Raw genomic sequence first — 24,123 nt, 5'->3', positions numbered from 1 at the left:
AAGCAAAAAAAAGCATGAGCATTAAACTCATACCTTAAAATAATCAGATAATTTATAAAAGGTTATAATAAATTCTGTATAGTTTCCAGCCTGTGAAACAGCTTTTATATCATGATTCAGCTTTTCAGCCATCTTTTTAGAAAAGTATAATCCCATTCCTGTTGATTTTCCATTTTTTCTTCCATTACTTCCTGTAAAACCTTTATCAAATACCCTGGATATGTCTTTAGGCAGTATTCCTATTCCATTATCTCTTACACATAATCTTATAGCTTTTTCATCTTCTTCACAATAAATTTCCACTATTCCATTTTCACCTACATATTTGCAAGCATTGTTTAAAACCTGCTCCAATATATAAGAAAGCCACTTTTTATCTGTTAACACATTAAATTGTAATTCCTTTAATCTTAAATCTATCCTTTTGGAAATGAAAAAAAATGCATTCTTTTTAACAGCTTCATTTACTACTTGCTTTATATTCACTTCATTTATTAAAAGATCCTGTGAGTAACTAGATGCTCTGCCTGCATAAAGTACCTGTTCAACTAAAAACTTTATTCTTGCAAGTTCACCTCTTAAACTTTCAGGAATATCACTATTTGTATCAATAGTATCTTCTAACTTGTCCGATATCAATTCACATACTGAAATAGGAATCTTTATTTCATGAACCCATTTTGTTATATATTCATTTAACTCATCAAGTTCTTCTTTTAACTCATTTACATTTTCATAAAATTCCTTGTTTTTTAATTTTATTGTAGCTTTAATAAGCTTTGCTTCAAAACCATCCTCTTTAGGAATTAGTAAATCTACACTCTTCTCCTGAATCAATCCTTCATAAAAATCTTTATAGCATTCTTTCCACTTTCTATATCTAAATATCAAAAAGAATATAGAAACAGAAAAAACTAAAATATTCATGTATATAACGTCATACATAATCTTTGAAAATTCTGTGGTTCCTATTAATACTAAATTAACTATTGTGATTATAATAATGAAATGTATAATTGCCCATATAGACTTTTTCAAATATACTTTTAAACTCATAATATTACATATCCTTGTCCTTTTTTAGTTTCTATAAAGTCCTTAATGCCTATATCTTCAAGCCTTTTTCTAAGCCTATTTACATTTACAGTAAGTGTATTATCATTAATAAAAGTATCATCATCCCATAAAATTCTCATAATCCTATCTCGTGATATTATCTTTCCTATATTTTTCATCAAAAGAAGCAGTATTTTTAATTCATTTTTTGTTAATTCTATTTTGTTTTCATTATAGGATAAGGTGCTGTCATTTATATTTAAAATAACTCCCCTGCTCTCAAGTACATCTCCTAAATTTTCTCCATAAGAATATGTTCGTCTAAGCATGGCGTGAAGCTTGGTCACCAATATATCTATAGAAAATGGTTTTGTGACAAAATCATCTCCACCCATTTGTACTGCCATTATTATATCCATATTTGTATTTCTTGAAGATAAAAATATGATTGGTACCTTTGATATTTCTCTTATCTTTTGACACCAGTAAAATCCATCAAAACAAGGCAAATTTATATCCATAATAACTAGCTCAGGTTTATTTTGTACAAATTCATTAAGTATATCTTCAAAATTTTTAACTTTAACAGGATTAAAGCCCCACTTTAAAAGAGCTTCTTGTATTTCTTCACAAAGCCTTAAATCATCCTCTACTGTCATTATTTTATACATGCTTTCACCTCAACGTTACAAATATTGTATTTTCCTAATTGTATTATAGCCTATAAATTAATCATTTAAAATTATAAAATTGATTTATCAAACTTATTTATGCTAAACTTGTCTAGAAAAGAGGTGTAACTAAAATGAAAAAACTACTAAAAGTTGTTGGCGCTGTTATAGAAAATGAAAATAATGAAATACTGTGTGCTCTTCGTTCTCCAAACATGTCCCTTCCAAATATGTGGGAATTCCCTGGTGGAAAAGTTGAAAAAGGTGAGAACTTAAAGCAGGCTGTAGAAAGAGAAATAAGAGAAGAATTGGATTGTAATATCAAAGCTTTTGATGTTTTTAATGAAAATACCCATGAATATGATAATTTTATAGTAAACTTGATTACTGTAAAATGCAAATTGGCATCTGGCAAACCCACTGCTAATGAACATTCTAAACTTATATGGTTAAAAAGAGAAAATTTACTTTCTTTAAAGTGGGCTCCTGCAGATGTTCCTGCTGCTATGCAATTAGCAGAAGAAAAGGCATAGCAAAACTGTTATACCTTTTCTGAACTTTTTACCCATCATACTCAACTAAGGCCTTCTTTAAGTTTCTAACTCCCCCTCTAGGATTGTCTACATCGCCCTTATATCTAGGAATTAGATGAACATGCAAATGCTTTATTGTCTGTCCAGCATAATAACCAATGTTAACTCCTACATTGTATCCTGCTGGTTCATACTGAATATCTAACATTTCCTTAACCTCATGCATAAGGCTGTATATAGCTTTTATTTCTTCCTCTGAAGCTTCAAATAAAAATGGGAAATGCCTTTTTGGTATTATCAAGGTATGACCTTCATTTACAGGAAATTTATCCATTATAGCAAAAGCAAGCTTATTTTCTGCTATTATTTCTGATTTGTTGTAGTTACAAAATATACAATCTGTCATTTTAATCCTCTCCTTTTAATTTACAAACATTTATTTCAATACTTAAAGCAGCTATTGCACTTAAAACAATAGCTACTTTAGGTTTTGAACTTTCTATTTTTTAATATACATTATCAGATCAACTAAATCTAATATGACACCTGCTGATCTTAAATAATCTAATCCTATTAACCCATTAACTCTTTCATTGGGGTCTATCTCACCAAAATCTAACTTAATATTGTTAACAACTATATTTCCACATTCGATTGAATCTATTTTCTTTCTTACTGAATAGCAAACTGTTCCACCATAACCTGATGCTTTAACTAATTCATCCTCATCTGAAAAACCAACATCCATGCTTTCCAAATAATCAGCTGCTATGATTGTATGAAATGCCCCTGTATCTATTATTACATCATTTACTATAACTGATTTTCCTTCATGCTTAAGAATCACGGAAGTATATAGCAGCCCATTCTTAATTACTAATTTATGCAATTCTATACACTCCTTCTAATTCCAACATGTTTAACTAATTGTACTACTAATTTTTCATGCTTTGTGCTATATACCAGTTGACCTGGCTTACAATTAATAAATTCCTTCATAGCTTCTTTACCGTCGGCAATTGCCTTAATAATTGCAACTTCATCAATAAATTCTTTGTCATCTTGTATATGTGATTCTACTATTTCAAATTTTACAAATTGTTCTGGATAAAGTTTCCTGACTTCTTCCCATTTCATTTTGAATCACCTCTTGACTTAAAATTATAATAAATATATGCTCATTATAACATTTCTTCTTTAGAAAAGTCATATTCACACTAAAATGTGCTGATAATTTTCCATTCATGGTTTTCTAATTCAAGCTATTGTATCTAATATTTAATTAAACCATATGTCACTCTTATTCCATAACACTCTGGTCACTCTATATCATTATTTTATCATAGTTCAACTTAATTTGAGCCAAAAATTATGATGAGTTTAAGAGTTTAATTATTTTTCTATACTTGGTATAATATTGAATGGATGATTACACATTAATTGGCAACTATAACTATGTTTAAAATGTTATACAGGGCTTATACTGCCTTGTTTTTTTACTTAGAAAGGAGCTCAAATTGGATATTATACTTGTAGAAGATAAGGACAGTAGCTTGGAGGTACAAATCAAGTATCCAGGTATGAATTCACAAGTACAACAGCTTATACAAAAAATTAAGAGCCTTGATATAAAAATAGCCGGAAGTGCCAATGAAAAAAATGTTTTACTCAATATTTATGATATTTTTTATATTGAAAGTGTTGATCGAAAAACCTTTATATATACAAAGGCTGAGGTTTTTAGAAGTAATAAAAAACTATATGAACTGCTTGATGAATTGAAAGAATTTGGCTTTGTTCAAATAAATAAATCCTGTATTATGAATATGGATGTATTAGACAGCGTAAAAACTATCCTTAATAGCCGATTAAAAGCCACCTTGATTAACGGCGAAAATGTTATTATTACAAGAACTTATATTCCAGAAGTTAAAAAATGGCTTGATGGGGAGGCAGAGTGCTATGAAGAGCAAAAGAAAAATTATTAGAGATTATGTTATTGCAAGCCTTGCAGTAAGTATGCTTATTGTATTTTGGGTATTCTGCATCGATGCTGTTTATTATCATTTATGGTCAAACTTTAAAATCATCATCTCTATAGTATCCTATGCTTTTATAATATGCTTAGTGGAGATTATAATTAGATCACTATTAGATAATAAGCCTGTGATTTCCATGCTTGCTGAATACTCAGTGGTGGTTCTGCTATTTTTTGTATTTGGAACAAAGTTTAACTGGTATCCAAAGGGTTCAGAGTGGTTTGCATTTATTTACACAATACCTGTATATGCAGTTGGATATTTGCTGCGATTGTTAGGTGCGCGAAGGGATGCTGATCACATCAATAAAAGATTAGAAGACAGAAAAAAAAGAGTAAAACATAATATAGGAAATGATAATTAAATATTAGAAAATAGTAAAGGCTGCCAGATGGCGGCTTTTTTTGTAACTCATAACAGCGTATTTGTAACACATGACTAACATTATTGCAGGTAGTATATGTAAATGTTAGGATGTAGCTATGTAATCAATGCTAGTGAAAGGGACTATAAAAATGAAAAAACATAAAACAATTACTTTTTTTCAAGGAGCTTTAATGAGAAAGGTGGGAAAAATAATGCTAATTTTACTTTCGGTACTTATTTTCTGCATAATTACATTAGTAGTTATTTTATTAATACAAAGCCCCGGAAAAGTAAAACCATTGGTGGATAAAAACAGAAGTGTTATTAAGGGCAGTATTTCAGAAAAGGCCTATGTAAAAATTAATGGAGTTAACATGGGTATGATTATTAAAAGTAAAGATGCCTCAAATCCAGTACTTCTATTTGTTCATGGAGGCCCTGGTATGCCTGAGTATCCTTTTACTGAAAAATATCCTACATGCCTTGAAGATCATTTTACAGTAGTATGGTGGGATCAAAGGGGCTCAGGATTATCTTATAAAAGTGGTATGCCAAAAGAAAAAATGACAACGGAACAGTTTGTATCTGATACTATAGAAATATCTAAATATCTTTGCAGCCGTTTTGGGCAAGATAAGATATACCTTATGGCTCACTCCTGGGGTTCTTATATAGGTATACAGGCCGCAGCAAAAGCACCTCAATTATATCATGCCTATATTGGAGTTGGACAAATATCAAATCAAATGGAGTCTGAAAAAATTGCCTATGACTATATGCTTAAGTATTATAAAGCAGCAGGAGATGAAAAAACTGTAGATAAGCTTCAGAAATTATCCTTTAAAACAATGGATCATATGCCAAAAGAATATAATCGTGTAAGGGATGGTGTTATGCATAGAGCAGGAATTGGCACCACTCATAATATGAACTCTGTAGTCACAGGTATATTTATGCCGGTTATGCAAAATAGTGAATATACCCTTGGAGAAAAGATAAATATATGGCGTGGAAAAGCATTCTCAAGCTCTACTGTTTTAAGTAAGGATCTTTATAGTACAGATTTAACTACCAAGGTAACAAAGCTTGATATTCCAGTATATTTCTTCTCAGGAATATACGATTATACTGTAAATCATTCCATGTCAGAAGCCTATCTAAAGAAAATTCAAGCACCTGTAAAAGGTTTTTATCTCTTTAAACAATCTGCCCACAGCCCAATGTTTGAAGAACCTGAAAAAGTTATGCAAATTATGCAGGAGGATGTAAAAAACAAAATAAACACCTAGTCTTACCTAAGTGTTTATTTTAAAATATACCTTATATGTACTACTATAGATTTTATTTTTCTCTAAGGTTCTGATTCCTTAGGACATTTAAAATTTATTAGTCATCATTAAGGGTATAACTTTTTCCTGAACATCTTCTATATTTTCATTATATTCTATATTTTAAAAATTTTCAATCTTTTTGTTGCAAATATTTTTATTTCATAATTTTTTAGCACTTATTGCAAGCACAGCTCGATTTATAATTTTTGTTTCATAAAAAAACTACCTGATTATTTGGTAAATTTTTATTAATTATCTTGATTTTTATAAACAACCGAGTATAATGTAGTTATACAAATCATACTTTTCATACATTACTAACAATGAAAGGAGTAAAAATTATGAAACATCCAAATGGCAAATATGCATGGACAGTAAAAATCGGTGAAAAAGGACAATTTGTTATTCCTAAAGAAGCCAGAGATATTTTTGACATCAAGCCCGGAGATACTATTATAGTTCTTGGTGATGAGGAGAAAGGGATTGCTATCCCTCCAAAATCAATGTTTACAAAACTGGCCGAAACAATTTTTAACGAAGATCTTCCGAAAAGAGATGATAGTGAAAAATGAGTGTACTTGAAGTAAAAAATCTGTGTAAAAAATACCCTGCTTTTGAGCTGAAAAACGTATCATTTTCTCTTGCAAAGGGAAAAATCACAGGATTTATAGGCAGAAATGGAGCAGGCAAATCCACAACATTAAAATCACTGTTTAATTTTGTGCATCCTGATAATGGTGAGGTTATATTTTTTGATAATAACTTTTGTGACAATGAATTTGGTATCAAACAGCGTGTAGGTTTTGTTTCTGGTGGAGTTGATTACTATTCAAAGAAGAAAATCAAAACAATTACATCTATTACTAAATCCTTTTATGATAAATGGGATGATACTGCCTATTCCAAATATATGACTATGTTCAAATTGGATGAAAACAAAACACCTGAACAGTTATCAGCAGGCATGAAGGTCAAATATGCCCTAACTCTTGCATTGTCACATAATGCAGAACTACTTATCCTTGATGAACCTACAAGTGGACTTGACCCTATTTCAAGGGATGATTTGCTTGATGTGTTTATGGAACTTTGTGACAACGGAATTACCATATTGTTTTCAACTCACATCACTTCTGACCTTGATAAGTGTGCTGATAACATCATTTATATTAAAAACGGTATGATTTTTGCTGAATCCGATATCAAATCATTTGTAGATAGCTATAAGGTTTTAGAACTTACAAAAAATCAATTAACCGAAAATTTACAACCAAACCTAATTGGTTGTAAAAGAAGCAAAAATGGTTTTTCAGCACTCATCAGAACAAAGGATATTTCATCTTTAGGTATAGATTATATAAATGCCGATTTAGAGTCAATCATGGTTCATCTTGAAAAGGAGAGTGAATAATGAGAAATCTTTTAAGAAAAGAATTATTGCTTTCTATGCATCCTACAGCACCTATTTTTCTTATTCTTTCCATGATGCTTATCATACCCAACTATACGTACTATGTTGTGTTCTTTTATACAGGATTAGCTGTGTTTTTCACATGCTTGAACGGCAGAGAAAACAATGATGTTTTTTATACGCTAACACTTCCTATTGCTAAAAAAGATATTGTAAAGTCACGTTTTGCTTTTGTAATTCTTCTGCAACTAGCACAGATAATTATAGCAATACCTTTTGCAATCATACGCCAAAATCTGCCGGTACCTGGTAATAAGGTTGGTATGAATGCAAATATTACTTTGTTTGGCATTTCACTTATAATGCTTGGCTTATTTAACTACATTTTCTTTAAAATTTACTACAAAGACGTTAACAAGGTAGGAACTGCTTTTGTAAAATCAACTATTGCAATATCTGTTTATATAGTAATTGCGGAAACTTGTGCACATGTTGTACCATTTGTAAGAGATTATCTGAATACAAAAGACCCACAATACCTTACTTATAAGTTAATTGTATTAGCAGCAGGAATAATAATTTATGCTTTTCTTACACATGTGGTTTATAAAAAATCAGTTAAAGCTTTTGAATCTTTTGATTTATAATGTTATATAGGCTAAATAATGAGGCTTACTAACAAGAAAACCTGGGTAGAAATCTCTTATCCAGGTTTTCTTGGCAAAAGATAACTATAAAACGCTAACAATTTTTTAGCGAAGATGCATTCCTAGAACTTAAATATATCTTCTAGGTTTATAGACATATCTGGAAAAACTGTACTTATATAAGTATCTTTATTATTCATTAATCTTCAGCTGATATAATATTTAAACTTTGCAGTTCTTCTTTTTCTCTTGTAAAGTAAAATAACTTTTTCTTATCTTCATCCCAGCAAGTAACAACATGTACACAATCATAAGGTTTTACAGCAGGTATCAATTTTTTTATATCAATTTCGTTTTGTTTTAAAATTGCTGCAATATCCTCTTTAGGTATATCTTCATATTCTAAATCACTGGCACTTAGTTGTTCATATATCATGCTTAATATATGAGAATAAAAAGAATTGGAACAAATATCCCATTCAAATAAATCATCGTTAGTTGTTATATGAACCTTTGGATTATCGTTTTTTATATCTTCAACATCTATTCCTTGATACCAACATCCCTGATTTTCTATCCAAAACAATAAATAATTTTTTGTTTTTTTCAAGTTCTCCAATGTAGTTTCTTCATCTTCGTCTTCTACTTCTTCCATTAAATAATTATAAGAAAAATCAAGCTCCTCTGGGGAAAAAATTCTATGTAAACAGGTGTTAATGCTTAATTTGCCATAATGTAAATAATATTCTTTTAATGGCTTAGGTAATTTTATATTCAAGCGTTTTTCAGCTTCAGATATTTCTTCTTCTGAAAATCCTTCAACATTGTTATTATATAACTTACTTAACAATTCGTAAGGGTTTAAATTATACTGTTTGCTTTCCATTACTTGTCTCCTTTTCTACTTACTTAATACATGTATTTACAATATATAAATTGTAGCACTTATAGATTTTTATAATCAAGTCTAGGAGACTTAAAATACATTATGCGATAAACTTCCATTCTTTATTAACAATACTTTAGCAGCTATTTGAATACATACTATAGCTGCATTAAGCTCAAGCAGATTTAAATGAAATAGACACTGAGAATTTGCCATTATTATAAAAAGCCTCTATTGTTCCATTTAACCGTTTAGTAATTTCTTTAGCTATTGCCAAGCCTAATCCTGTAGTGTTTTTATTTCTAGACTTATCCTTTGTATAAAAACGTTGAAATATATAATCTAGATCATCCTTGCTCATAGGTTCACTGAGATTAGAAAAAGTAAATGTATAGTCATCTGATTCCTGAATTTCAAAGCAATATTCTCCCCTACCATGTACAATTGCATTAAATAAAATATTTAAAAATATTCTTTTCACTCCTTGTTCATCCCCTAATATCATGCACGGTTTCTCTGGCAAATGAACAGTTGGTTCTTGCCCCTTTTTATAAAAATCATCATAGTACATGGCAAGTGTATCTACCAAAATTTTTTTTGCATCTATAAGCACATGTTCATAAGTAATCTCACCTGATTCAATACGTACATACTCAAATAATTGTTCCAGCAGCATCTTAACCATATTTTGACGTTCTAATATTATTGCTAAGTACTCTTGGTGTTCTTTCTCTGTAACACTTGTCTGGAGCATTTGAACGTACCCACTAGCAGTTGTGAGCGGAGTGCGTAAATCATGTGAAATATTAGTTATACTCTGCCTAAAATTCTTGTTTAGCCTTTTAATTAGTATACGGGACAGCCTTATATCTCGTAGTAAATTATTAAGCTGATTAACAAGACTTGTAATATCCTTTTGTTTTGCTACTACTGTCAGTAACTGATTTGTATCTGTTAGGTTCATGATTTCCTTTAATTGTTTCGTAATATGCTTAATATTGCTGCGATAATACAGATGATAAAAAACAAGTATGATAAACATAAACAAAAAAGTTGTAACTACCCAAATGCTTTCCATATTACCTCCTTTACTTGTCAATCAATCTACATCTCTCTTTGAGAATAATAAACCAGATCCAAAAATTGTAACTATTCCAATTAGCAAAAATGCAATTGAATAATTCACAACATCCTCTGGTTTTGAATTTAAATTAACTATGGTACTACGCATATTTGTAAGAGAATACCTTTTAAAAGTATCATTTTTTGTTATCAAAGTAAACAGACCTACTATGAAACTGCTGCTTGCCACTAACAAAATAGAAATTATAATTGTAATACCTTCGTTTTTTAATAGATAAGATAAAAAAGTACCAATTCCTGCAGTACCCCAAAACATGCAAACCATTCCAATATTCATTCGAATAAATGCAGCCAAATTAACTTGTCCTAGTTGAAATAGCATTATAGTTGATAATAAATTTAAAATGCCAAAACCTAATAGAATTATTGTAATGACAGAAGATATAGCTATATATTGTCCAAGAACTAATTTCCATCTGGCTATTCCATGGCAAGTCATTTGTCGTATATTCCCACCAGAATATTCAGCAGTAATTATACAAGCCACAAATATGAGGATCATATAGAAAATAAAATCTGCACTATAGGATTTTTGATAGCTAGAAATTGCTGTTTCCAAAATCTGATGTTTTATCCCAGTAGAAAGAGAAGTTGATCTTTCTATAAATATAGAAACAAAGGCAATAACATTCATTGCTAACAATATAACTGAGACAGCATGAAAAATCCTGCTTCTAAATATTTTATAAAATTCACTAAAAATTACATTCATCATTATTGATTCCCTCCTGTATTCCTTATCCTGACCTAAACAATTATCAATTGCTTAGCCTCCCATCAACTTTACAAAATATCCTTCTATATCATTGCCTTCCAAGCAAATCCTTGATACTAAAACACCATTCTCAACCAATTCTTTATTAATTTGTTCTGGTATATCCAAGTAATCATAAATGCAAATTTTTCCTTCATTAAATACTTTAAAATCTGAGCTGTTGATGTTATTTTTTAAAACGTAGGCTGCTTTTTCAGAATTATTCACCACAATGGTAAGACACTTTTTGCAGCGTTCTTCCAATTCTACTGCTTGAAATTCATCAATAAGTACCCCTTTATTTATTACTCCATATTTTGTTGCAATCTTAGTAAGTTCTCCTAAAATATGAGAGGAAATTAAAATAGTAATTTCATTTTCACTATTTAGTTTTAATAGTAATTCTCTAACCTCTTTGATACCAGAGGGATCTAATCCATTAATGGGCTCGTCTAGAATAAGAAAATCAGGATTACCTAATAAGGAAATTGCAATGGATAAACGCTGTTTCATGCCAAGAGAAAAAGCTTTAGTTTTCTTTTTACCCGTATTTTGTAAACCAACCAAACCTAGAACCTCATCCACATTACCATAGTCTGTAATACCAAGTAGCTTATCATAATAAATCAGGTTTTCTCTTGCTGTCATGTTAGGATAAAGTGCTGGCTGTTCAATAACACATCCTATTCTTTTCCTGGCTTTTTCTAAATTGCTACTTTCAAACAGTTGAATATCACCCTGATCCTTATAAATCAATCCACAAGCAATTTTCATGATTGTTGTTTTACCTGCACCATTTTTTCCTATTAAACCGTAAATATCGCCCTTCTTAATATTAAGATTAACTTTATTTACAGCTATTTGTTTTCCGTATCTTTTAATTAAATCATTAGTTTGTAATACTAAACTCATATATTTTACCTCCTACTTCCTATAAAAGCATTGTTTAATGCTACATTTAAATAATAAATGAAAGGTATTAAAATAGAATTTAGAATTTATCAAGAAAGTATCAAGTTTTATGAATTAATTGTCTTGCATTTTATATCCTATTCCCCAAACTGTTTTTATGTATTCTTCTCCATGTTTCAATTTATTACGTAAATTACTAACATGTACTGTTACCACTCTTTCATCCATAATATATTCTTCAGACCAAACACTCTCAAATATATTCTGTTTGGTAAATACTTTCCTGGGACTACTAATTAATAATTCTAATATACTATATTCTTTTACAGTAAGTTCAATAGGCTCATCATTAATAGTTACAATATGATTTTCACTATCTAAAATTAAATCTTTAAATCCGAATATGTTGCTTTTATCTATGGTTCTACCCTTATTCATTCTTCTTAATACCGCACCTATCCGAACAATTAATTCTTCATTGTTAAATGGCTTTGTTATGTAATCATCTGCCCCGTCTCGAATCAATTCAAGTTTAGTGCCTAAATCATCTTTTGCTGATACACATATAATAGGAATTTGGAACTCTTCGTTAATCTTCGCTAAAATTTCTTCCCCACTTAATCCTGGCAGCATTAAGTCCAATAAAATTAAATCAAAAGACTCTTTTTCTAATAATAAAAGCGCCTCTGTACCAGAAAACGCAGCTACTACTTCATATTCATTTTTTCTCAATAAGGTTTGTACCATTTTATTAATTTTAGGATCATCCTCTACAACTAATATTTTATTCATCCTTATCTCTCCTCAAATTCTTATTTATCTTTTTATTATATAAATAATTTATATGTCACATTAATTTACAGTTACAACTTAATCAATAAAAGTATTATAGCATAATCTGGTGATTTATATTTTGAAGGCAGTGATAAATTCTCTGATTATAAGAAGCAATTTATAAGTTGGTCTGTCTTGAAGTACAATCATATGCTATGATAGAGGTAATTCTTGTTAGAAAAGAGGGAGTTATATACATGATTTTAGATGATAAATATGCAGATTATATTAAAGATTTACTAAATAAGGCATCAGACTATGATGCTGAAAGAAAGATATTTGGTTCACGTAACCATCAATATAAATTAAATCCTATTATTTCCGAAGAACAAGTAAAAAACTTCGAAAAAGAACATCAAATTATACTACCAGAAGAATATCGTTTCTTCCTAACAAAGATTGGTAATGGTGGAGCAGGTCCAGATTACGGAATTTTTCCATTAGAAGATATAATGGAAAATGAGAAGTATTGTATGTCCAAGAAAGCTTTTATTGATGTAGGATTGACTGACGCTATGTGGGATTATGCAATGGGTGACGAGGACAGATTGTTTACATGGACTGGAATGTAGAACCTGAATTAAGACCTTTTTTTACTGGTCTTACATTTATGGAATGGTATGAAAAATGGCTTACTGAAATCTCAACAAAGTATTAGTAATTTATCATTTACAAACATTGGTCGGTATCCATATTTCCACAAGCTAAAATAAGCTTCATAGGGATCCTTTATATCATTTTTCTCCATTAGTGGCCACATAACATATCTTGCTAAATCATAATCACAAGCAATATTATACAAGGATTCACTAAATAAGATAAGTGGATTTTCTGAAGCTTCTTCCTCTAAGTCTCTAAACCAATCACCTTGCATATCATACAAATCACAATTTAGTATCTCATAATAATCGTATTTATCTTCAAATTCTCTTTTATCCATTATTCTAATTTCAAGATTATCACAATCAATAAGGCTTGTCTCTTCCAAATCTGTTAATATTTCATTAATACCTTCTGCATATTTTAATGCAATGTTTTCAAGTTCTGATCTAGATATCATAATATTCTTTTTAGGAATAAAATAACCAGCTATTGTTCCATCTTCTTTTTCATATTCATCTGCAGTTATATCATAAATCAATTTTAATCTTTTAAACATTTCTTCGCCATGTGAAAATGGTACAAAAAATTCCTTCAACTTATCATATTTATTAGGTCTAAAGTAATGAAAGAAAAATGGGGGTACTGGTTCATCATCATATATGTCCATATTCTCCTGTTCTAAAAACATTTCTTTTATTTCTTGATTTTCTTCTAGTACATTCTCCCACTCTTTTGGTATTTTCATAATTTATCTCCTCAATATAATAATTACCTTTTCAATTATTTTTTCTTTTGCTGAAATTTAGCTTTTCCTGTTGCAACTTGATATACAGCAGCTGCTATTATTATCATACATACTATGACAGAACCATATTTTACTAACTCGTACATTACTATCACCTCACCTCGAAAATATTAACATATTATGTAATACAAATTATAAACAACTAAAAACCCCTCAAATAGAATAACTATTCGAGGGGTAAAACATTCACTAATTAAAGAATTGTAACATTTTCTGCTTGTAGTCCTTTTGGTCCTTTAACTGCATCAAAAGAAACTTCCTGACCTTCTTCAAGTGACTTATAACCTTCTGATTTTATTTGAGAAAAATGTACAAAAACATCTTTACCATCTTCTCCTGTTATAAATCCAAATCCTTTTTCTCCATTAAACCATTTTACTGTACCATTCATAATGCGTACCTCCGAAATTTTATTATTCCTAAATTCATTGTAATAATCCACTAATAAAATTTCGATATCATTATACTATATTATTATAAGTACTCATTGAAATATATTTGTGTTAAATTATTTACTACCAATTTAAGTTCTTGATAAGAATAACACATTATACTATATAATGCAAGCTTTTTATAATTAAAAGTTAAATAAAGCTTATATTTATTTAATATTAAGAATTAAATCTGTATCCTGTACCCCATATAGTTTCAATATACTCAGGATTTCCAGAGTCTTTTTCTATCTTCTTTCTAAGTTTTTGTATATGTACTGCTACAGTAGCTGTATCCCCACAATAATCTTCTCCCCAAATGCTGCTAAATATTTGATCCTTTGTGAAAACTATATTAGGGTTTGACGCTAAGAATACCAATAATTCATATTCTTTAGTTGTTAGAAAAATTTCCTTGCCATTTACAAATACTTTATGAGAATCTGTTTGAATTTCCATAGCCTTATGACTGATAATCTCTAAAGTAACCTTTTTACCTGATAGACGTTCATATCTCATAATGTGAGATCTTATTCTTGCAACTAATTCTGCTGGACTAAAAGGCTTGGTTAAATAATCATCTGCACCAAAGCCTAAACCTCTTATTTTATCTATATCTTCATTTTTAGCTGATACAATTATAATGGGAATTTCAAATTTATCTCTAATTGCTTTTACTATTTCATATCCATCTTTACCAGGAAGCATTAAATCTACTACAACTACATCATAAACACCAAGTAAAGCCCTTTTTAATCCTGATATTCCATCCTGTTCTATATCCACCTTATATCCATTCAATTGAAGATAATCTCTCTCTAAAGCTGCAATATTATTATCATCTTCAATTATTAAAACCTGTTTCACAAAAATCTCTCCTTCTTTGTACCATTATCATTAAATTACTATAGGAAGCTCTACTATAAAAGTGCTGCCTTCTGACAAAATGCTCTGAACGGAAATTTCCCCTCCGTGGGCTTCCACCATTTCCTTAGCAATTGCCAGTCCAAGCCCTGTACTCATTAAGTCCTTTGTTCTTTCTGTATCTATACGGTAAAATCTATCAAATACATAAGGGATCTTATCTGGGGCTATTCCAGGACCATTGTCACTTATGATAATTTTTATATGGTCTTTTTCATTTATTAATTCAATGGAAATAGCTAAATTTTCTTTATCACCATATTTAACAGCATTTCCTATAATATTTCTCGTAGTTTGATATATTCTTTTTCCATCTATGTTAACTTCTATTTCTCTTTCTATTTTATCGGTAAAACTAAATTTAATATTTTTTTCACCTAAGACAAAGGCAAATTCCTCCATCAGATCCTGCATAAAAGGTTTTATCTTTACTTTTTCAAATTTAAAATCTACCTTTTGCATATCAAGCTTTGAAAACAAAAATAAATCATCAATAAGTCTGTTTATATAATCTATATTACTATGAATTGTTTTAAGATAGCTATTTATTGTATCAGGTGAATGTGCAACACCATCCAATATAGCTTCAACATATCCATTTATTGAGGTAATTGGAGTTTTTAAATCATGGGATATGTTTGCTATAAGAGTCTTTCTATTTTCCTCATATTCTTTTTTTAACTTTTCACCCTGCTCTAATTTTTCTGCCATTTTATTAAATTCATCTATTAAAATACCAATTTCATTATAAACTTTTTTTTCAATTCTAACCTCATAGTTTCCCTTAGCAATTTGCTCTACTCCAGTTTTTAGACTTTCAATAGGCTTCATAATTCTTTTCTCTAATCGCCAATATATGTATAAGTGAGCAATTTCCTTAGCAGTAAATATTGCTGCAAAAAAAATGGTTATAGCCTTAATCCCCACAACCTTAAAGATGAAGTATATTATAAGTATATTAATCAAAAAGGCCATAGGGCGAAGCCAAATTAAATATTTATGACATAAGCGAAATTCATCTTTATGCCTATGGTGAATCTCATGAATTCCATGTAAATGTTCATGAGGTTCATCATGCCATCTATGGTGTTTTTCATGCCACTCTTTGTGAAGCTCACTTTTACTCTTTTTTAAAATACCCATATATACCACCTTTAAAATTTAGTTACAATTAATATTACCACAGTATATTCTCACTTAAAATAAAAAAATGGGTGTAAAATTTAAGCTTACACCCACAGACCTTTACCAACTGAAGTTTACTAAAGCATTTAAACTATTTTCACCTTTAGCAGTAACTTCTATCTTTTCAACTTCATTATTTTTATTGACATATACATTTAAATCAGCATTGCTATTTTCAGAGCAAAGTAATTCTTTCATAAAATCATGACACTTATGCTGTTCACCCATACCTTCAAAATGGAAGTTTTTATGAGTCTCTCCTAAATCTTTATGATGATTTTTGATTTCACTAATTATATCCTTCAAGTTGAGAGACAATATTGATATTTCATCCTTTTCTTCCACTTTAAGATTATTTAGCGTATTAAGTATAAAAGTGATTTTTGAAAGTTTTCCCTTTATGCCTTTATGCTCACAACATCCTATACCATGATGATCCATATGAGCCATTTTGCCTATGTGATGGTGGAATCCATGATGTCCACAATCCTTCATATTAAACTCTGTATTGCTTTCATGCTTTGCTTTTTTTCCATCACAATCAAACTCACTGTTTATTTTAGCTTTACACTCCCCAGTAGTTGTATTAGTGCTAAGTTCCTTAGAAAGGGACAATACTTTTGTCTCTCCTTTTGCAGCATCTAATTTAATCTTTACATTAAATTCTTCCTTTTCCTGCATAGTTTTAAATACATCATATAAAATTTTAATCCTGTTCATTAATATGACCTCCTAATATTTTTGCAAGGCTGTTATTTTTAATTTCTTGCTTGTTATGAGTTCATTATAAAGACAGAGATTAAAAATCCTTTAAAGCAATTTTAAAAATTTTATAAAGAATTATAAAATAAGTTTAAAATAATTATCAATCAAATTTTCTACATGAAGTTTCTATTAGCCGTGGTATTTTATCATGCACCAATTTATTGTAAACTTTCTCTCTATGCTATTTAATATTTTCATCTACAAAAAATACCTTACCCTTATCTCCATCCACTAGTATTTTCTGTCCATCCTTCAGCATACCCATTACTCCTGATATATTTACCACTGCTGGAATTCCATATTCTCTGGCTACAATAGCTCCATGTGATAAAAATCCTCCTGTTTCCATAACAACAGCTCCTGCTTTTAAAAACAATGGTGTCCATCCTGGGTCAGTGGATGGTGCTACCATGATCTCTCCTGGCTGAAGTAGTCCTCCCTCATTGGGATTGCTTATCAGCCTAACTAATCCAGAAGCTTTTCCAGCAGCAACTGGTATTCCAGTGAGATAATTGCTGGAACCCTCTGTAACTGATTCTGTAAACTTTGGAGTTTCTCCATAAATTACATCTGGTGGAGCAAGCAATTCCATTTTTTTCTTCCATTCTTTTCTTCCAGCAATTATAAATTGAAGTCCTCTACCATCCCATTCACCACTCAATATTGAAAAAAGCTCTGTCCATGTACAAAAAAATACATCATCTGGTTCTTTAATTACAGCTCTTTCATAAAAGCGATGACCTAATTCTATGGCAATTGTTCTGTATGCATCCATAATCAATGCTAATACGGATTTATTCTTTTCTCGCACTGCTGCCCCATTCTGACATTCTTTAACAAGTTTTCTTATTTCAGAATGCTTAGAAGTAGGTACTTTTTCTTTAATTTCAACCCATACCTGTTCTAATTTCTCTTTTTGCTCCTTCTTAAGCCTCCCAATGTCAGCAGTATTTATAGTACTACGTATAATCCCCAGTAAATAAGATGGATCTTCTCTCCATCTAGGGTTTATAATATCCAGCTCATAAACTGCCCGATGACCATATTCTTGTATAAACTCATGAAAGGCCTTCTTAAAGTGAGAGCTTTCAGGCAGCTTTACTTCCCAGTTCATAGGATCAAAGTTAGCATCATTAAAATATTTAACAGCATCAGAGTCATTACGAGCCAGCTCAGCCATTTCAACCAACCTATAGCCTTGATCAGCACTGGTTATATCTGCTGTTCCTCCAACCATTAATGCATTTATCACCATTAGTGATTTATCTGAAAAATACCCAGTAAGAATGTTTAATAAGTACATAATTGGCATGCTGCCTGCTGCACTTAAAAACATAAATTCTTTAGCCATTCCTTTGACGATGCTGCCTAATTCATTATACTTACTAATAAAATCTTGATCTGTCCACTTACTAAACTCTTCACTGGTTATTGACTTTACTGAAGCTGTAATCTGACTCCAGGTTTCAGCAGAGTTTTCCTTGCCTTGTTTAACCAAGTCCATGTTCTTAACTACACGTTCTTTTCTCTTTAATCCAATTACTCCACCATAGGGATCAGGGTCTTCTATTTCCATATCCTTCTGGTGACCACCCCAAAAGACGCCAAAACCTTGAGGCAGTGCTCCCATTGCATCATAATTTCCCCACTGCTGAACTGACATATTGCAATAAAGCCTTCCATTGAAAAACTTGGAAAATTGCAACCCATGAGGAAAGTCATAACCCACTCCAGTAAAAAAGCCTTGATGCATAGTATCAATAATATTTTTCATTAAGCGCCGATTTAAAGGTGACTGAACCATGGGAACAGCATCTCTATAATTGCCATTGGACCATATGTCCGGTTTGTTCTGCAAATCAGGAAATGTCTTTCGTGGAATAGTGGTTATTGGTCTAGCCTGAACCAAGACAAACTTTCCTCCATCATAAACCCATTCCACATCCTGATGTTGATCACCATTACCTAAGGCATCAAATACTCTCAGTAAAAGCCTGCCAAGCTTTTCAATTTCCTTATCCTGTAGTACCTGCTGTAAAGACATTTCCTCTAACTTAATAAATTGAGTTCCACCATTTTCACTTTTGATGACCATCCCTTGCTTGTGTCCAATTTTTCTTGATATTAAATGAGGACTGGCATTTACAGCTTCAGCTTCTAGATAATATGTATCTGGCTCCACCGTGCCAGACACCACTGACTCACCCAACCCAAAATTAGCGTTAATCACTATAACATCCTGACGTCCTGATAAAAGATCACAAGTAAAACCTACTCCAGCAGCTTTAGCTTCCACCATCTCCATGATAACTACCGCTGCTTTTACATCATCATCACTTATATTCATCTTTTTGCGATATGCCACCGCTCTAGGAGACCACAAGGAAGCATAACATCCTTTCACTGCTGACAGTATGTCCTCTAAATTGCAAACATTCAAAAATGAATCATGTATGCCAGCAAAGGATGCCTTTTCAGAATCTTCCGCAACTGCAGAGGACCTCACAGCCCAGGATTTTTTTAATTTCCCACAGCTATTGATATATGTAGATAATTGCTGAATAATATCTGGTGGTATTGATCCTCTCATGATTTTTTCTCTTAACTGCTCCAATCTATATTTCACATCAGTTTCATCCAAATTGTCCATAGTAGTCACCGAAGCAACATTATCAATTATTTTTTGTAATTCATTGTACTTGATATATTCATCATAAGCCTGGGCAGTCAGCACTAATCCTTGGGGAACATTGAAACCATATTGTTCTAACCTTCCTAAATTCCAGCCTTTACCTCCAACCATTAATACACCCGATTCAAAAGCTTCTTTCCAATTCAAAAGATACTTCATCTTAAGCAGCCTCCCTTACTTATATCAGATTTTTTAGAACTATCTACCTTGCTGGCCGCACCATATAGAAATAAATCTACCAATTTGGATATTTCTTCATGGAGTTCAAACTTTGAGGGATCATTAAGCCATTCAAAGGTCATTGTACTTCTAAGAAGATCCATATGTCTTACCAACAATTCAACTGAAATATCAGGCTTTATTTCACCTGCCTTTTGCCCCAGGCTTATAATTTTTTCCAAAATACTCTGAGTACCAGTTTCAGTGCTTTTATATCCTGGTTCCTTAACCATATTTCCTAAGCGGTAATTAATACATATTCCTGTAATTTCAGGATTCTTTTCAACCCAGTCATAAGAATGATTAAGGGCAGCCATAAGGCGAGACTTAGTATCTGTAAGATTCTGTATAATTTTAAAATTTTCTTTAGCTAATTCCTGTGAAATTCCTCTTACATATTCATCAACAATAGCCTCCTTCACTGAAAAGTAGTTATATAGAGTTTTTCTTGCAATATCTGTTTTTTCTGCTATCTGTTCCATTGTTGTATTTTCAAACCCTTGGCTGTGAAATAAATCCATAGAAACCTTGACAATTTTCTGTCTGGTCTCTCTTTTCTTTCTATCCATTCGGCTTTCAGCCAATATTTCCTTAGCATCCATTTTTACACCTCCAGTATATTTTGTACAACACTTATTTTATGCATTGCGCAATTATATACATTGAGTAATTTTACACAATGTATAAAACTTGTTTTAATTCTATCTCCTATTACTTTCCTTGTCAAGATTCAAAATAACCTCTAGTTACTTGAAAACACTTCCGTTATTCATGTTGTTCCCACAATATTCCAAGTTAATTACCCAAGCAATATTCAAATATAAAATTGCTAAAAAAAAGTCTCATAAATCAAAGGATTTTAAATGATTATGTCGAATAAATTACAGTAATTCAACTACTATCTTATATCACATTAAGGAGAAGGTTATGGGTAATTCAAAACATCAAGCAAAAAACACTATAGTAAACAAATATAAATTAATTTATATACCATTGTTCATTGGATTAATTGCCATATTTTCAATAAGTCTGATAAGTTACTTCACAAGTAGAAATCTACTGTTAGCACAAACGAAACAAAATGGAGTAAACCTAGCTAAGCAAACCGTATTACAGATAGAAGGAAATGCCAATTCACTGGAAATAATAAACAAATTGATAGATGATAAAATTAGAAAAGCTGGAAAAGTTGTACTTATGGATCAAAATAATTTGAGTAACGACTTATTAAAAAAAGTTGGAAATGATCTTAATATATCCGAAATAAATTGGTTTTCACCAGAAGGTACAATTATTTATACAAATATTGACCGTTATTTAGGATGGAAACCAGCCAAAAATCATCCTGTAGAAAACTTTAGATTAAGCGGTAAAAGCGAATATATAGAAGGCATAAGAATGGATACAGAATCATTTGACTATAAAAAGTATGGATACTTCAGAAACTCTGATGGCACATTTATTCAAATAGGTATAACTGCCAATGAGGTGGAAAATCTTACACGAAAATTTGACTATGAAGCTTTAGTTGAAAAATTGACCTCAGGAGAAAATGTTCTTCATGTAATTTTTGTTGACAAAAACTTAAAAACCATTGCAGATTCAGATAAAAAAGATATTGGAACTGTATATGATAAGGATAAAGAACCAGAAATGCAGGAAGCGCTTAAAGGAAATATAGCTAAAAAAGATTCTTATTATAATAAAGCAGATATAAAGGCTTTGACAATATATGCTCCTGTGGTTACCAACGGAAAGGTCAATAATGTTCTTGTATTAAGCCTTTCCACAGAAAAAGTTTATCACTCTATTTATATGCTTGCCATAAAGTCATCTATCATAGCTCTTATAATGATTTTGTTGCTTTCATGGATAAAAAATAGAAATATTACTAAGCCTGTAAATAGATTAAATAAATCCATTAACGGAATTGATATAGAGAAGCACTTAGAATATAGACTTCCTTTAACAGAAAATGATACTTTTTTTGGTGTAGCTTCTTCCATAAACAATATATTAGACAAAACCTCTAGTTACTTTTATGAGCTAAAAGAAAATCAAGAAGAATTGCAGTCATCAAATGAAGAAATATCAGCAACCTATCAGCAATTGGCAGCATCAGAGGTAGAACTTAGAGCTCAATATGATGAAATACAAAGCTACACAGAAAAATTAGAAAGCTTAAGACAAAAATATCAAATTGCTATTCAAGGAACTAATAGTGCTGTATGGGAATTTGATATGGAAGATGAAACTATATATTTTTTAGAAGGATTTAAAAACATTATAGGTAAGTCTATTGAGAAAAAAGAAAATATTTATAAAACTTTAAGAAAACTTTTAAGTGCAGAAGATGAAAAGAAGTTAATAAAAGAGGTATCTGAATATATACACACTGAAAAAAAGGAAATACATATCCAGGTACAGATTAAGGATAATCTTGGCAATTTAAAATGGGTATTAATTAGAGGTAAAGGTATTTTTGATAACAACAATGATGTAAAGCTTATAAATGGTATTGTGTTGGATATAACTTCAATTAAAGAACAGGAAGAATATATAAGATATATTGCTTATCATGATTCCTTAACAAATTTGCCTAATCGAAGAAAACTTATGGAAATATTAGAAGACGATATAAGTAAAAATAAATATGGTGCATTGATGCTCTTGGACCTTGATAACTTCAAAGGTATTAATGATACTTTAGGTCATTTATATGGTGATAAAGTATTAAAAAAGGTTTCAGAAAAACTCCAATATATTAAAGATGAAAAAATGTTTATATCAAGATTTGGCGGAGATGAATTTCTTATTTTAATTCAAGATGAAAAGGATATTGCTATAATTGAGAACTATGCAAATCAGATAATAAATGTATTTAAAAATAAATTAGTAATTGAAGGACAGGAAATTTATCTAAGCTGCAGTATGGGAGTTACCCTATACCCTTTTGATAGTAATAAAGTTAGTCAGTTACTTATGAATGCTGACATGGCCATGTATAAAGTAAAGAATAAAGGAAAAAACAATTATATGTTCTTCAATGAAGAAATGACAGAAAAACTACAGGAAAAAATTAAGGTAGAAGGTATTTTAAGAGATGCTATAAAAAAAGAAAAGTTAAAGCTATTATATCAGCCTCAGGTATGTACTTTTACAGGAAAAGTTGTAGGTTTTGAAGCTCTTTTAAGACTAAAGGATAAACATATTTCTCCAGCACAGTTTATACCCGTAGCTGAGGAAACAGGGCTTATTATAGAAATTGGAAGATGGGTTACAAAAGAAGCCGTAAATCAAATAAACAGGTGGAAAAAGAAAGGATTAGATATAAAGCCTATTTCTATTAATTTTTCTCCAAAACAGTTAAATGACTTAAATTACATTGAATTTCTAGAAAATACATTAAAAGAAGTGAGTGTGGAAGCTAAATATATAGAAATAGAAATAACAGAAAGTATATTCTTAGAGGAAAAGGAAAAAAATATAGCATTTATTAATCGACTAAAGTCATTAGGAATAAAAATTTCTTTAGATGATTTTGGTACAGGTTATTCCTCTCTTAATTATTTAACCTTTTTACCAGTAGATAAAATAAAATTAGATAAATCCTTAAATGACAAATTTTTAGAATTTGAAAATGTAAAAGTAATAGACAGTTTGATTTTCCTTGCTAAAAGCTTAAATCTAGAAGTGATAGCAGAAGGTATAGAAGATGTTGCTCAATATAAACGCCTAAAATCAGCGGGCTGCCACTATATTCAGGGATACCTGTTTAGTAAACCATTAGAGGTAGAGGATGCAGAAAAAATATATTATGATAATTTCTTAGATAAGATAAAGTCATAAAAGTCTGTAAAAAATGTGTATACAGTAGCATATTACTGCTCTGTATACACATCTTTCTTATGTACAG

26 protein-coding genes are annotated in these 24,123 nt (G+C 30.6%); 9 read left to right on the top strand and 17 right to left on the bottom strand.

Features of this window, described 5'->3' with window-relative positions:
• Positions 1–27 precede the first annotated feature (27 nt).
• Both Ccar_RS03440 and Ccar_RS03435 read right to left on the bottom strand, forming a co-directional pair.
• Positions 28–1,056, bottom strand: coding sequence for a sensor histidine kinase (locus Ccar_RS03440; RefSeq protein ID WP_048029887.1), 1,029 nt, complete (start codon positions 1,054–1,056; stop codon positions 28–30).
• Positions 1,053–1,727, bottom strand: a complete 675-nt coding sequence (locus Ccar_RS03435) for a response regulator transcription factor (protein WP_007059489.1) — start codon at positions 1,725–1,727, stop codon at positions 1,053–1,055. Before Ccar_RS03435 ends, Ccar_RS03440 begins: the two co-directional genes overlap by 4 nt.
• A gap of 134 nt (positions 1,728–1,861) precedes the next feature.
• On the opposite strand from Ccar_RS03435, the gene Ccar_RS03430 reads away from it, so the two are divergent.
• Entirely contained in the window at positions 1,862–2,260 is a 399-nt protein-coding gene (locus Ccar_RS03430) for a (deoxy)nucleoside triphosphate pyrophosphohydrolase (RefSeq protein ID WP_007059490.1), read from the top strand.
• Between the two features lie 28 nt (positions 2,261–2,288).
• Here Ccar_RS03430 and Ccar_RS03425 read toward each other — a convergent pair whose 3' ends face one another.
• The 3 genes from Ccar_RS03425 to Ccar_RS03415 all read right to left on the bottom strand — a co-directional run bounded on the left by Ccar_RS03425 (position 2,289) and on the right by Ccar_RS03415 (position 3,397).
• Positions 2,289–2,666 carry an HIT family protein gene (locus Ccar_RS03425; protein ID WP_007059491.1) on the bottom strand — a complete coding sequence of 126 codons (378 nt, stop codon included), beginning with the start codon at positions 2,664–2,666 and terminating at the stop codon, positions 2,289–2,291.
• Positions 2,667–2,759: 93 nt separating this feature from the next.
• On the bottom strand, positions 2,760–3,149 hold the full coding sequence (locus tag Ccar_RS03420; protein ID WP_007059492.1) for a retropepsin-like aspartic protease: 390 nt from the start codon (positions 3,147–3,149) through the stop codon (positions 2,760–2,762).
• A gap of 2 nt (positions 3,150–3,151) precedes the next feature.
• On the bottom strand, positions 3,152–3,397 hold the full coding sequence (locus tag Ccar_RS03415) for a hypothetical protein (protein ID WP_007059493.1): 246 nt from the start codon (positions 3,395–3,397) through the stop codon (positions 3,152–3,154).
• A 380-nt stretch (positions 3,398–3,777) separates the two neighbouring features.
• Between Ccar_RS03415 and Ccar_RS03410 the strand changes: the two genes are divergently transcribed.
• The 6 genes from Ccar_RS03410 (at position 3,778) to Ccar_RS03385 (ending at position 8,054) form a co-directional block, all read left to right on the top strand.
• Positions 3,778–4,248: a LytTR family DNA-binding domain-containing protein gene (locus Ccar_RS03410; protein WP_007059494.1), complete on the top strand. Its 471-nt coding sequence runs from the start codon at positions 3,778–3,780 to the stop codon at positions 4,246–4,248.
• On the top strand, positions 4,223–4,663 hold the full coding sequence (locus tag Ccar_RS03405; RefSeq protein WP_007059495.1) for a DUF3021 family protein: 441 nt from the start codon (positions 4,223–4,225) through the stop codon (positions 4,661–4,663). The genes Ccar_RS03410 and Ccar_RS03405 overlap by 26 nt, the downstream gene beginning before the upstream one ends.
• 151 nt (positions 4,664–4,814) lie before the next feature.
• Positions 4,815–5,954, top strand: coding sequence for an alpha/beta fold hydrolase (locus Ccar_RS03400; protein WP_156184548.1), 1,140 nt, complete (start codon positions 4,815–4,817; stop codon positions 5,952–5,954).
• A 383-nt stretch (positions 5,955–6,337) separates the two neighbouring features.
• Positions 6,338–6,568, top strand: a complete 231-nt coding sequence (locus Ccar_RS03395) for an AbrB/MazE/SpoVT family DNA-binding domain-containing protein (RefSeq protein ID WP_007059497.1) — start codon at positions 6,338–6,340, stop codon at positions 6,566–6,568.
• Positions 6,565–7,407 carry an ABC transporter ATP-binding protein gene (locus Ccar_RS03390; protein WP_007059498.1) on the top strand — a complete coding sequence of 281 codons (843 nt, stop codon included), beginning with the start codon at positions 6,565–6,567 and terminating at the stop codon, positions 7,405–7,407. The genes Ccar_RS03395 and Ccar_RS03390 overlap by 4 nt, the downstream gene beginning before the upstream one ends.
• Entirely contained in the window at positions 7,407–8,054 is a 648-nt protein-coding gene (locus Ccar_RS03385; RefSeq protein ID WP_007059499.1) for an ABC-2 transporter permease, read from the top strand. Before Ccar_RS03390 ends, Ccar_RS03385 begins: the two co-directional genes overlap by 1 nt.
• A gap of 199 nt (positions 8,055–8,253) precedes the next feature.
• Here Ccar_RS03385 and Ccar_RS03380 read toward each other — a convergent pair whose 3' ends face one another.
• The 5 genes from Ccar_RS03380 to Ccar_RS03360 form a co-directional block, all read right to left on the bottom strand.
• Positions 8,254–8,940 (bottom strand): SMI1/KNR4 family protein, encoded by a 687-nt coding sequence (locus Ccar_RS03380; RefSeq protein WP_007059500.1) that lies wholly within the window; start codon positions 8,938–8,940, stop codon positions 8,254–8,256.
• 175 nt (positions 8,941–9,115) lie between these two features.
• Positions 9,116–10,018: a sensor histidine kinase gene (locus tag Ccar_RS03375; protein WP_007059502.1), complete on the bottom strand. Its 903-nt coding sequence runs from the start codon at positions 10,016–10,018 to the stop codon at positions 9,116–9,118.
• 21 nt (positions 10,019–10,039) lie between these two features.
• Complete coding sequence (locus Ccar_RS03370) at positions 10,040–10,798, bottom strand: ABC transporter permease (RefSeq protein WP_007059503.1); 759 nt, start codon at positions 10,796–10,798, stop codon at positions 10,040–10,042.
• Positions 10,799–10,849: 51 nt separating this feature from the next.
• Positions 10,850–11,749: an ABC transporter ATP-binding protein gene (locus Ccar_RS03365; RefSeq protein WP_007059504.1), complete on the bottom strand. Its 900-nt coding sequence runs from the start codon at positions 11,747–11,749 to the stop codon at positions 10,850–10,852.
• A 114-nt stretch (positions 11,750–11,863) separates the two neighbouring features.
• Entirely contained in the window at positions 11,864–12,541 is a 678-nt protein-coding gene (locus Ccar_RS03360; RefSeq protein ID WP_007059505.1) for a response regulator transcription factor, read from the bottom strand.
• A gap of 239 nt (positions 12,542–12,780) precedes the next feature.
• Here Ccar_RS03360 and Ccar_RS03355 point away from each other — a divergent pair, with 239 nt between their 5' ends.
• Positions 12,781–13,155 (top strand): SMI1/KNR4 family protein, encoded by a 375-nt coding sequence (locus tag Ccar_RS03355; RefSeq protein WP_007059506.1) that lies wholly within the window; start codon positions 12,781–12,783, stop codon positions 13,153–13,155.
• 71 nt (positions 13,156–13,226) lie between these two features.
• Here the strand turns inward: Ccar_RS03355 and Ccar_RS03350 are convergent, their stop codons facing one another.
• The 7 genes from Ccar_RS03350 to Ccar_RS03320 all read right to left on the bottom strand — a co-directional run bounded on the left by Ccar_RS03350 (position 13,227) and on the right by Ccar_RS03320 (position 20,809).
• The gene (locus Ccar_RS03350) at positions 13,227–13,931 is read right to left on the bottom strand and encodes a hypothetical protein (protein ID WP_007059508.1); all 705 of its coding nucleotides are present in this window, start codon (positions 13,929–13,931) and stop codon (positions 13,227–13,229) included.
• 253 nt (positions 13,932–14,184) lie between these two features.
• On the bottom strand, positions 14,185–14,382 hold the full coding sequence (locus Ccar_RS03345; RefSeq protein WP_007059510.1) for a cold-shock protein: 198 nt from the start codon (positions 14,380–14,382) through the stop codon (positions 14,185–14,187).
• 220 nt (positions 14,383–14,602) lie between these two features.
• Positions 14,603–15,289 carry a response regulator transcription factor gene (locus tag Ccar_RS03340; protein ID WP_007059511.1) on the bottom strand — a complete coding sequence of 229 codons (687 nt, stop codon included), beginning with the start codon at positions 15,287–15,289 and terminating at the stop codon, positions 14,603–14,605.
• A 30-nt stretch (positions 15,290–15,319) separates the two neighbouring features.
• The gene (locus tag Ccar_RS03335; protein WP_007059512.1) at positions 15,320–16,489 is read right to left on the bottom strand and encodes a sensor histidine kinase; all 1,170 of its coding nucleotides are present in this window, start codon (positions 16,487–16,489) and stop codon (positions 15,320–15,322) included.
• Between the two features lie 102 nt (positions 16,490–16,591).
• Positions 16,592–17,251 (bottom strand): hypothetical protein, encoded by a 660-nt coding sequence (locus Ccar_RS03330; protein ID WP_007059513.1) that lies wholly within the window; start codon positions 17,249–17,251, stop codon positions 16,592–16,594.
• A 226-nt stretch (positions 17,252–17,477) separates the two neighbouring features.
• Positions 17,478–20,147 carry a PEP/pyruvate-binding domain-containing protein gene (locus Ccar_RS03325; protein WP_007059514.1) on the bottom strand — a complete coding sequence of 890 codons (2,670 nt, stop codon included), beginning with the start codon at positions 20,145–20,147 and terminating at the stop codon, positions 17,478–17,480.
• A complete protein-coding gene (locus tag Ccar_RS03320) occupies positions 20,144–20,809 on the bottom strand; it encodes a TetR/AcrR family transcriptional regulator (protein ID WP_007059515.1) in 666 nt (221 codons plus the stop codon). The genes Ccar_RS03325 and Ccar_RS03320 overlap by 4 nt, the downstream gene beginning before the upstream one ends.
• A 325-nt stretch (positions 20,810–21,134) precedes the next feature.
• On the opposite strand from Ccar_RS03320, the gene Ccar_RS25990 reads away from it, so the two are divergent.
• Positions 21,135–24,056, top strand: a complete 2,922-nt coding sequence (locus tag Ccar_RS25990; protein ID WP_007059516.1) for a sensor domain-containing protein — start codon at positions 21,135–21,137, stop codon at positions 24,054–24,056.
• Positions 24,057–24,123: the final 67 nt, after the last annotated feature.

Origin of the sequence: Clostridium carboxidivorans P7, assembly GCF_001038625.1 — a bacterium.
Classification (GTDB): domain Bacteria; phylum Bacillota; class Clostridia; order Clostridiales; family Clostridiaceae; genus Clostridium_AM; species Clostridium_AM carboxidivorans.
The sequence above is the reverse complement of the archived record's forward strand: the minus strand, read 5'-3'. Positions and strand labels throughout refer to the sequence as shown.

What these genes read in the sequence shown, in the direction of transcription:
- Ccar_RS03365 (WP_007059504.1), bottom strand. Translation starts at nt 11,749, where the DNA reads ATGAGTTTAGTATTACAAACTAATGATTTAATTAAAAGATACGGAAAA.
- Ccar_RS03390 (WP_007059498.1), top strand. Translation starts at nt 6,565, where the DNA reads ATGAGTGTACTTGAAGTAAAAAATCTGTGTAAAAAATACCCTGCTTTT.
- Ccar_RS03355 (WP_007059506.1), top strand. Translation starts at nt 12,781, where the DNA reads ATGATTTTAGATGATAAATATGCAGATTATATTAAAGATTTACTAAAT.
- Ccar_RS03320 (WP_007059515.1), bottom strand. Translation starts at nt 20,809, where the DNA reads ATGGATGCTAAGGAAATATTGGCTGAAAGCCGAATGGATAGAAAGAAA.
- Ccar_RS03335 (WP_007059512.1), bottom strand. Translation starts at nt 16,489, where the DNA reads ATGGGTATTTTAAAAAAGAGTAAAAGTGAGCTTCACAAAGAGTGGCAT.
- Ccar_RS03370 (WP_007059503.1), bottom strand. Translation starts at nt 10,798, where the DNA reads ATGATGAATGTAATTTTTAGTGAATTTTATAAAATATTTAGAAGCAGG.
- Ccar_RS03385 (WP_007059499.1), top strand. Translation starts at nt 7,407, where the DNA reads ATGAGAAATCTTTTAAGAAAAGAATTATTGCTTTCTATGCATCCTACA.
- Ccar_RS03430 (WP_007059490.1), top strand. Translation starts at nt 1,862, where the DNA reads ATGAAAAAACTACTAAAAGTTGTTGGCGCTGTTATAGAAAATGAAAAT.
- Ccar_RS25990 (WP_007059516.1), top strand. Translation starts at nt 21,135, where the DNA reads ATGGGTAATTCAAAACATCAAGCAAAAAACACTATAGTAAACAAATAT.
- Ccar_RS03375 (WP_007059502.1), bottom strand. Translation starts at nt 10,018, where the DNA reads ATGGAAAGCATTTGGGTAGTTACAACTTTTTTGTTTATGTTTATCATA.
- Ccar_RS03400 (WP_156184548.1), top strand. Translation starts at nt 4,815, where the DNA reads ATGAAAAAACATAAAACAATTACTTTTTTTCAAGGAGCTTTAATGAGA.
- Ccar_RS03425 (WP_007059491.1), bottom strand. Translation starts at nt 2,666, where the DNA reads ATGACAGATTGTATATTTTGTAACTACAACAAATCAGAAATAATAGCA.
- Ccar_RS03360 (WP_007059505.1), bottom strand. Translation starts at nt 12,541, where the DNA reads ATGAATAAAATATTAGTTGTAGAGGATGATCCTAAAATTAATAAAATG.
- Ccar_RS03350 (WP_007059508.1), bottom strand. Translation starts at nt 13,931, where the DNA reads ATGAAAATACCAAAAGAGTGGGAGAATGTACTAGAAGAAAATCAAGAA.
- Ccar_RS03415 (WP_007059493.1), bottom strand. Translation starts at nt 3,397, where the DNA reads ATGAAATGGGAAGAAGTCAGGAAACTTTATCCAGAACAATTTGTAAAA.
- Ccar_RS03395 (WP_007059497.1), top strand. Translation starts at nt 6,338, where the DNA reads ATGAAACATCCAAATGGCAAATATGCATGGACAGTAAAAATCGGTGAA.
- Ccar_RS03330 (WP_007059513.1), bottom strand. Translation starts at nt 17,251, where the DNA reads ATGAACAGGATTAAAATTTTATATGATGTATTTAAAACTATGCAGGAA.
- Ccar_RS03380 (WP_007059500.1), bottom strand. Translation starts at nt 8,940, where the DNA reads ATGGAAAGCAAACAGTATAATTTAAACCCTTACGAATTGTTAAGTAAG.
- Ccar_RS03440 (WP_048029887.1), bottom strand. Translation starts at nt 1,056, where the DNA reads ATGAGTTTAAAAGTATATTTGAAAAAGTCTATATGGGCAATTATACAT.
- Ccar_RS03325 (WP_007059514.1), bottom strand. Translation starts at nt 20,147, where the DNA reads ATGAAGTATCTTTTGAATTGGAAAGAAGCTTTTGAATCGGGTGTATTA.
- Ccar_RS03435 (WP_007059489.1), bottom strand. Translation starts at nt 1,727, where the DNA reads ATGTATAAAATAATGACAGTAGAGGATGATTTAAGGCTTTGTGAAGAA.
- Ccar_RS03345 (WP_007059510.1), bottom strand. Translation starts at nt 14,382, where the DNA reads ATGAATGGTACAGTAAAATGGTTTAATGGAGAAAAAGGATTTGGATTT.
- Ccar_RS03405 (WP_007059495.1), top strand. Translation starts at nt 4,223, where the DNA reads ATGAAGAGCAAAAGAAAAATTATTAGAGATTATGTTATTGCAAGCCTT.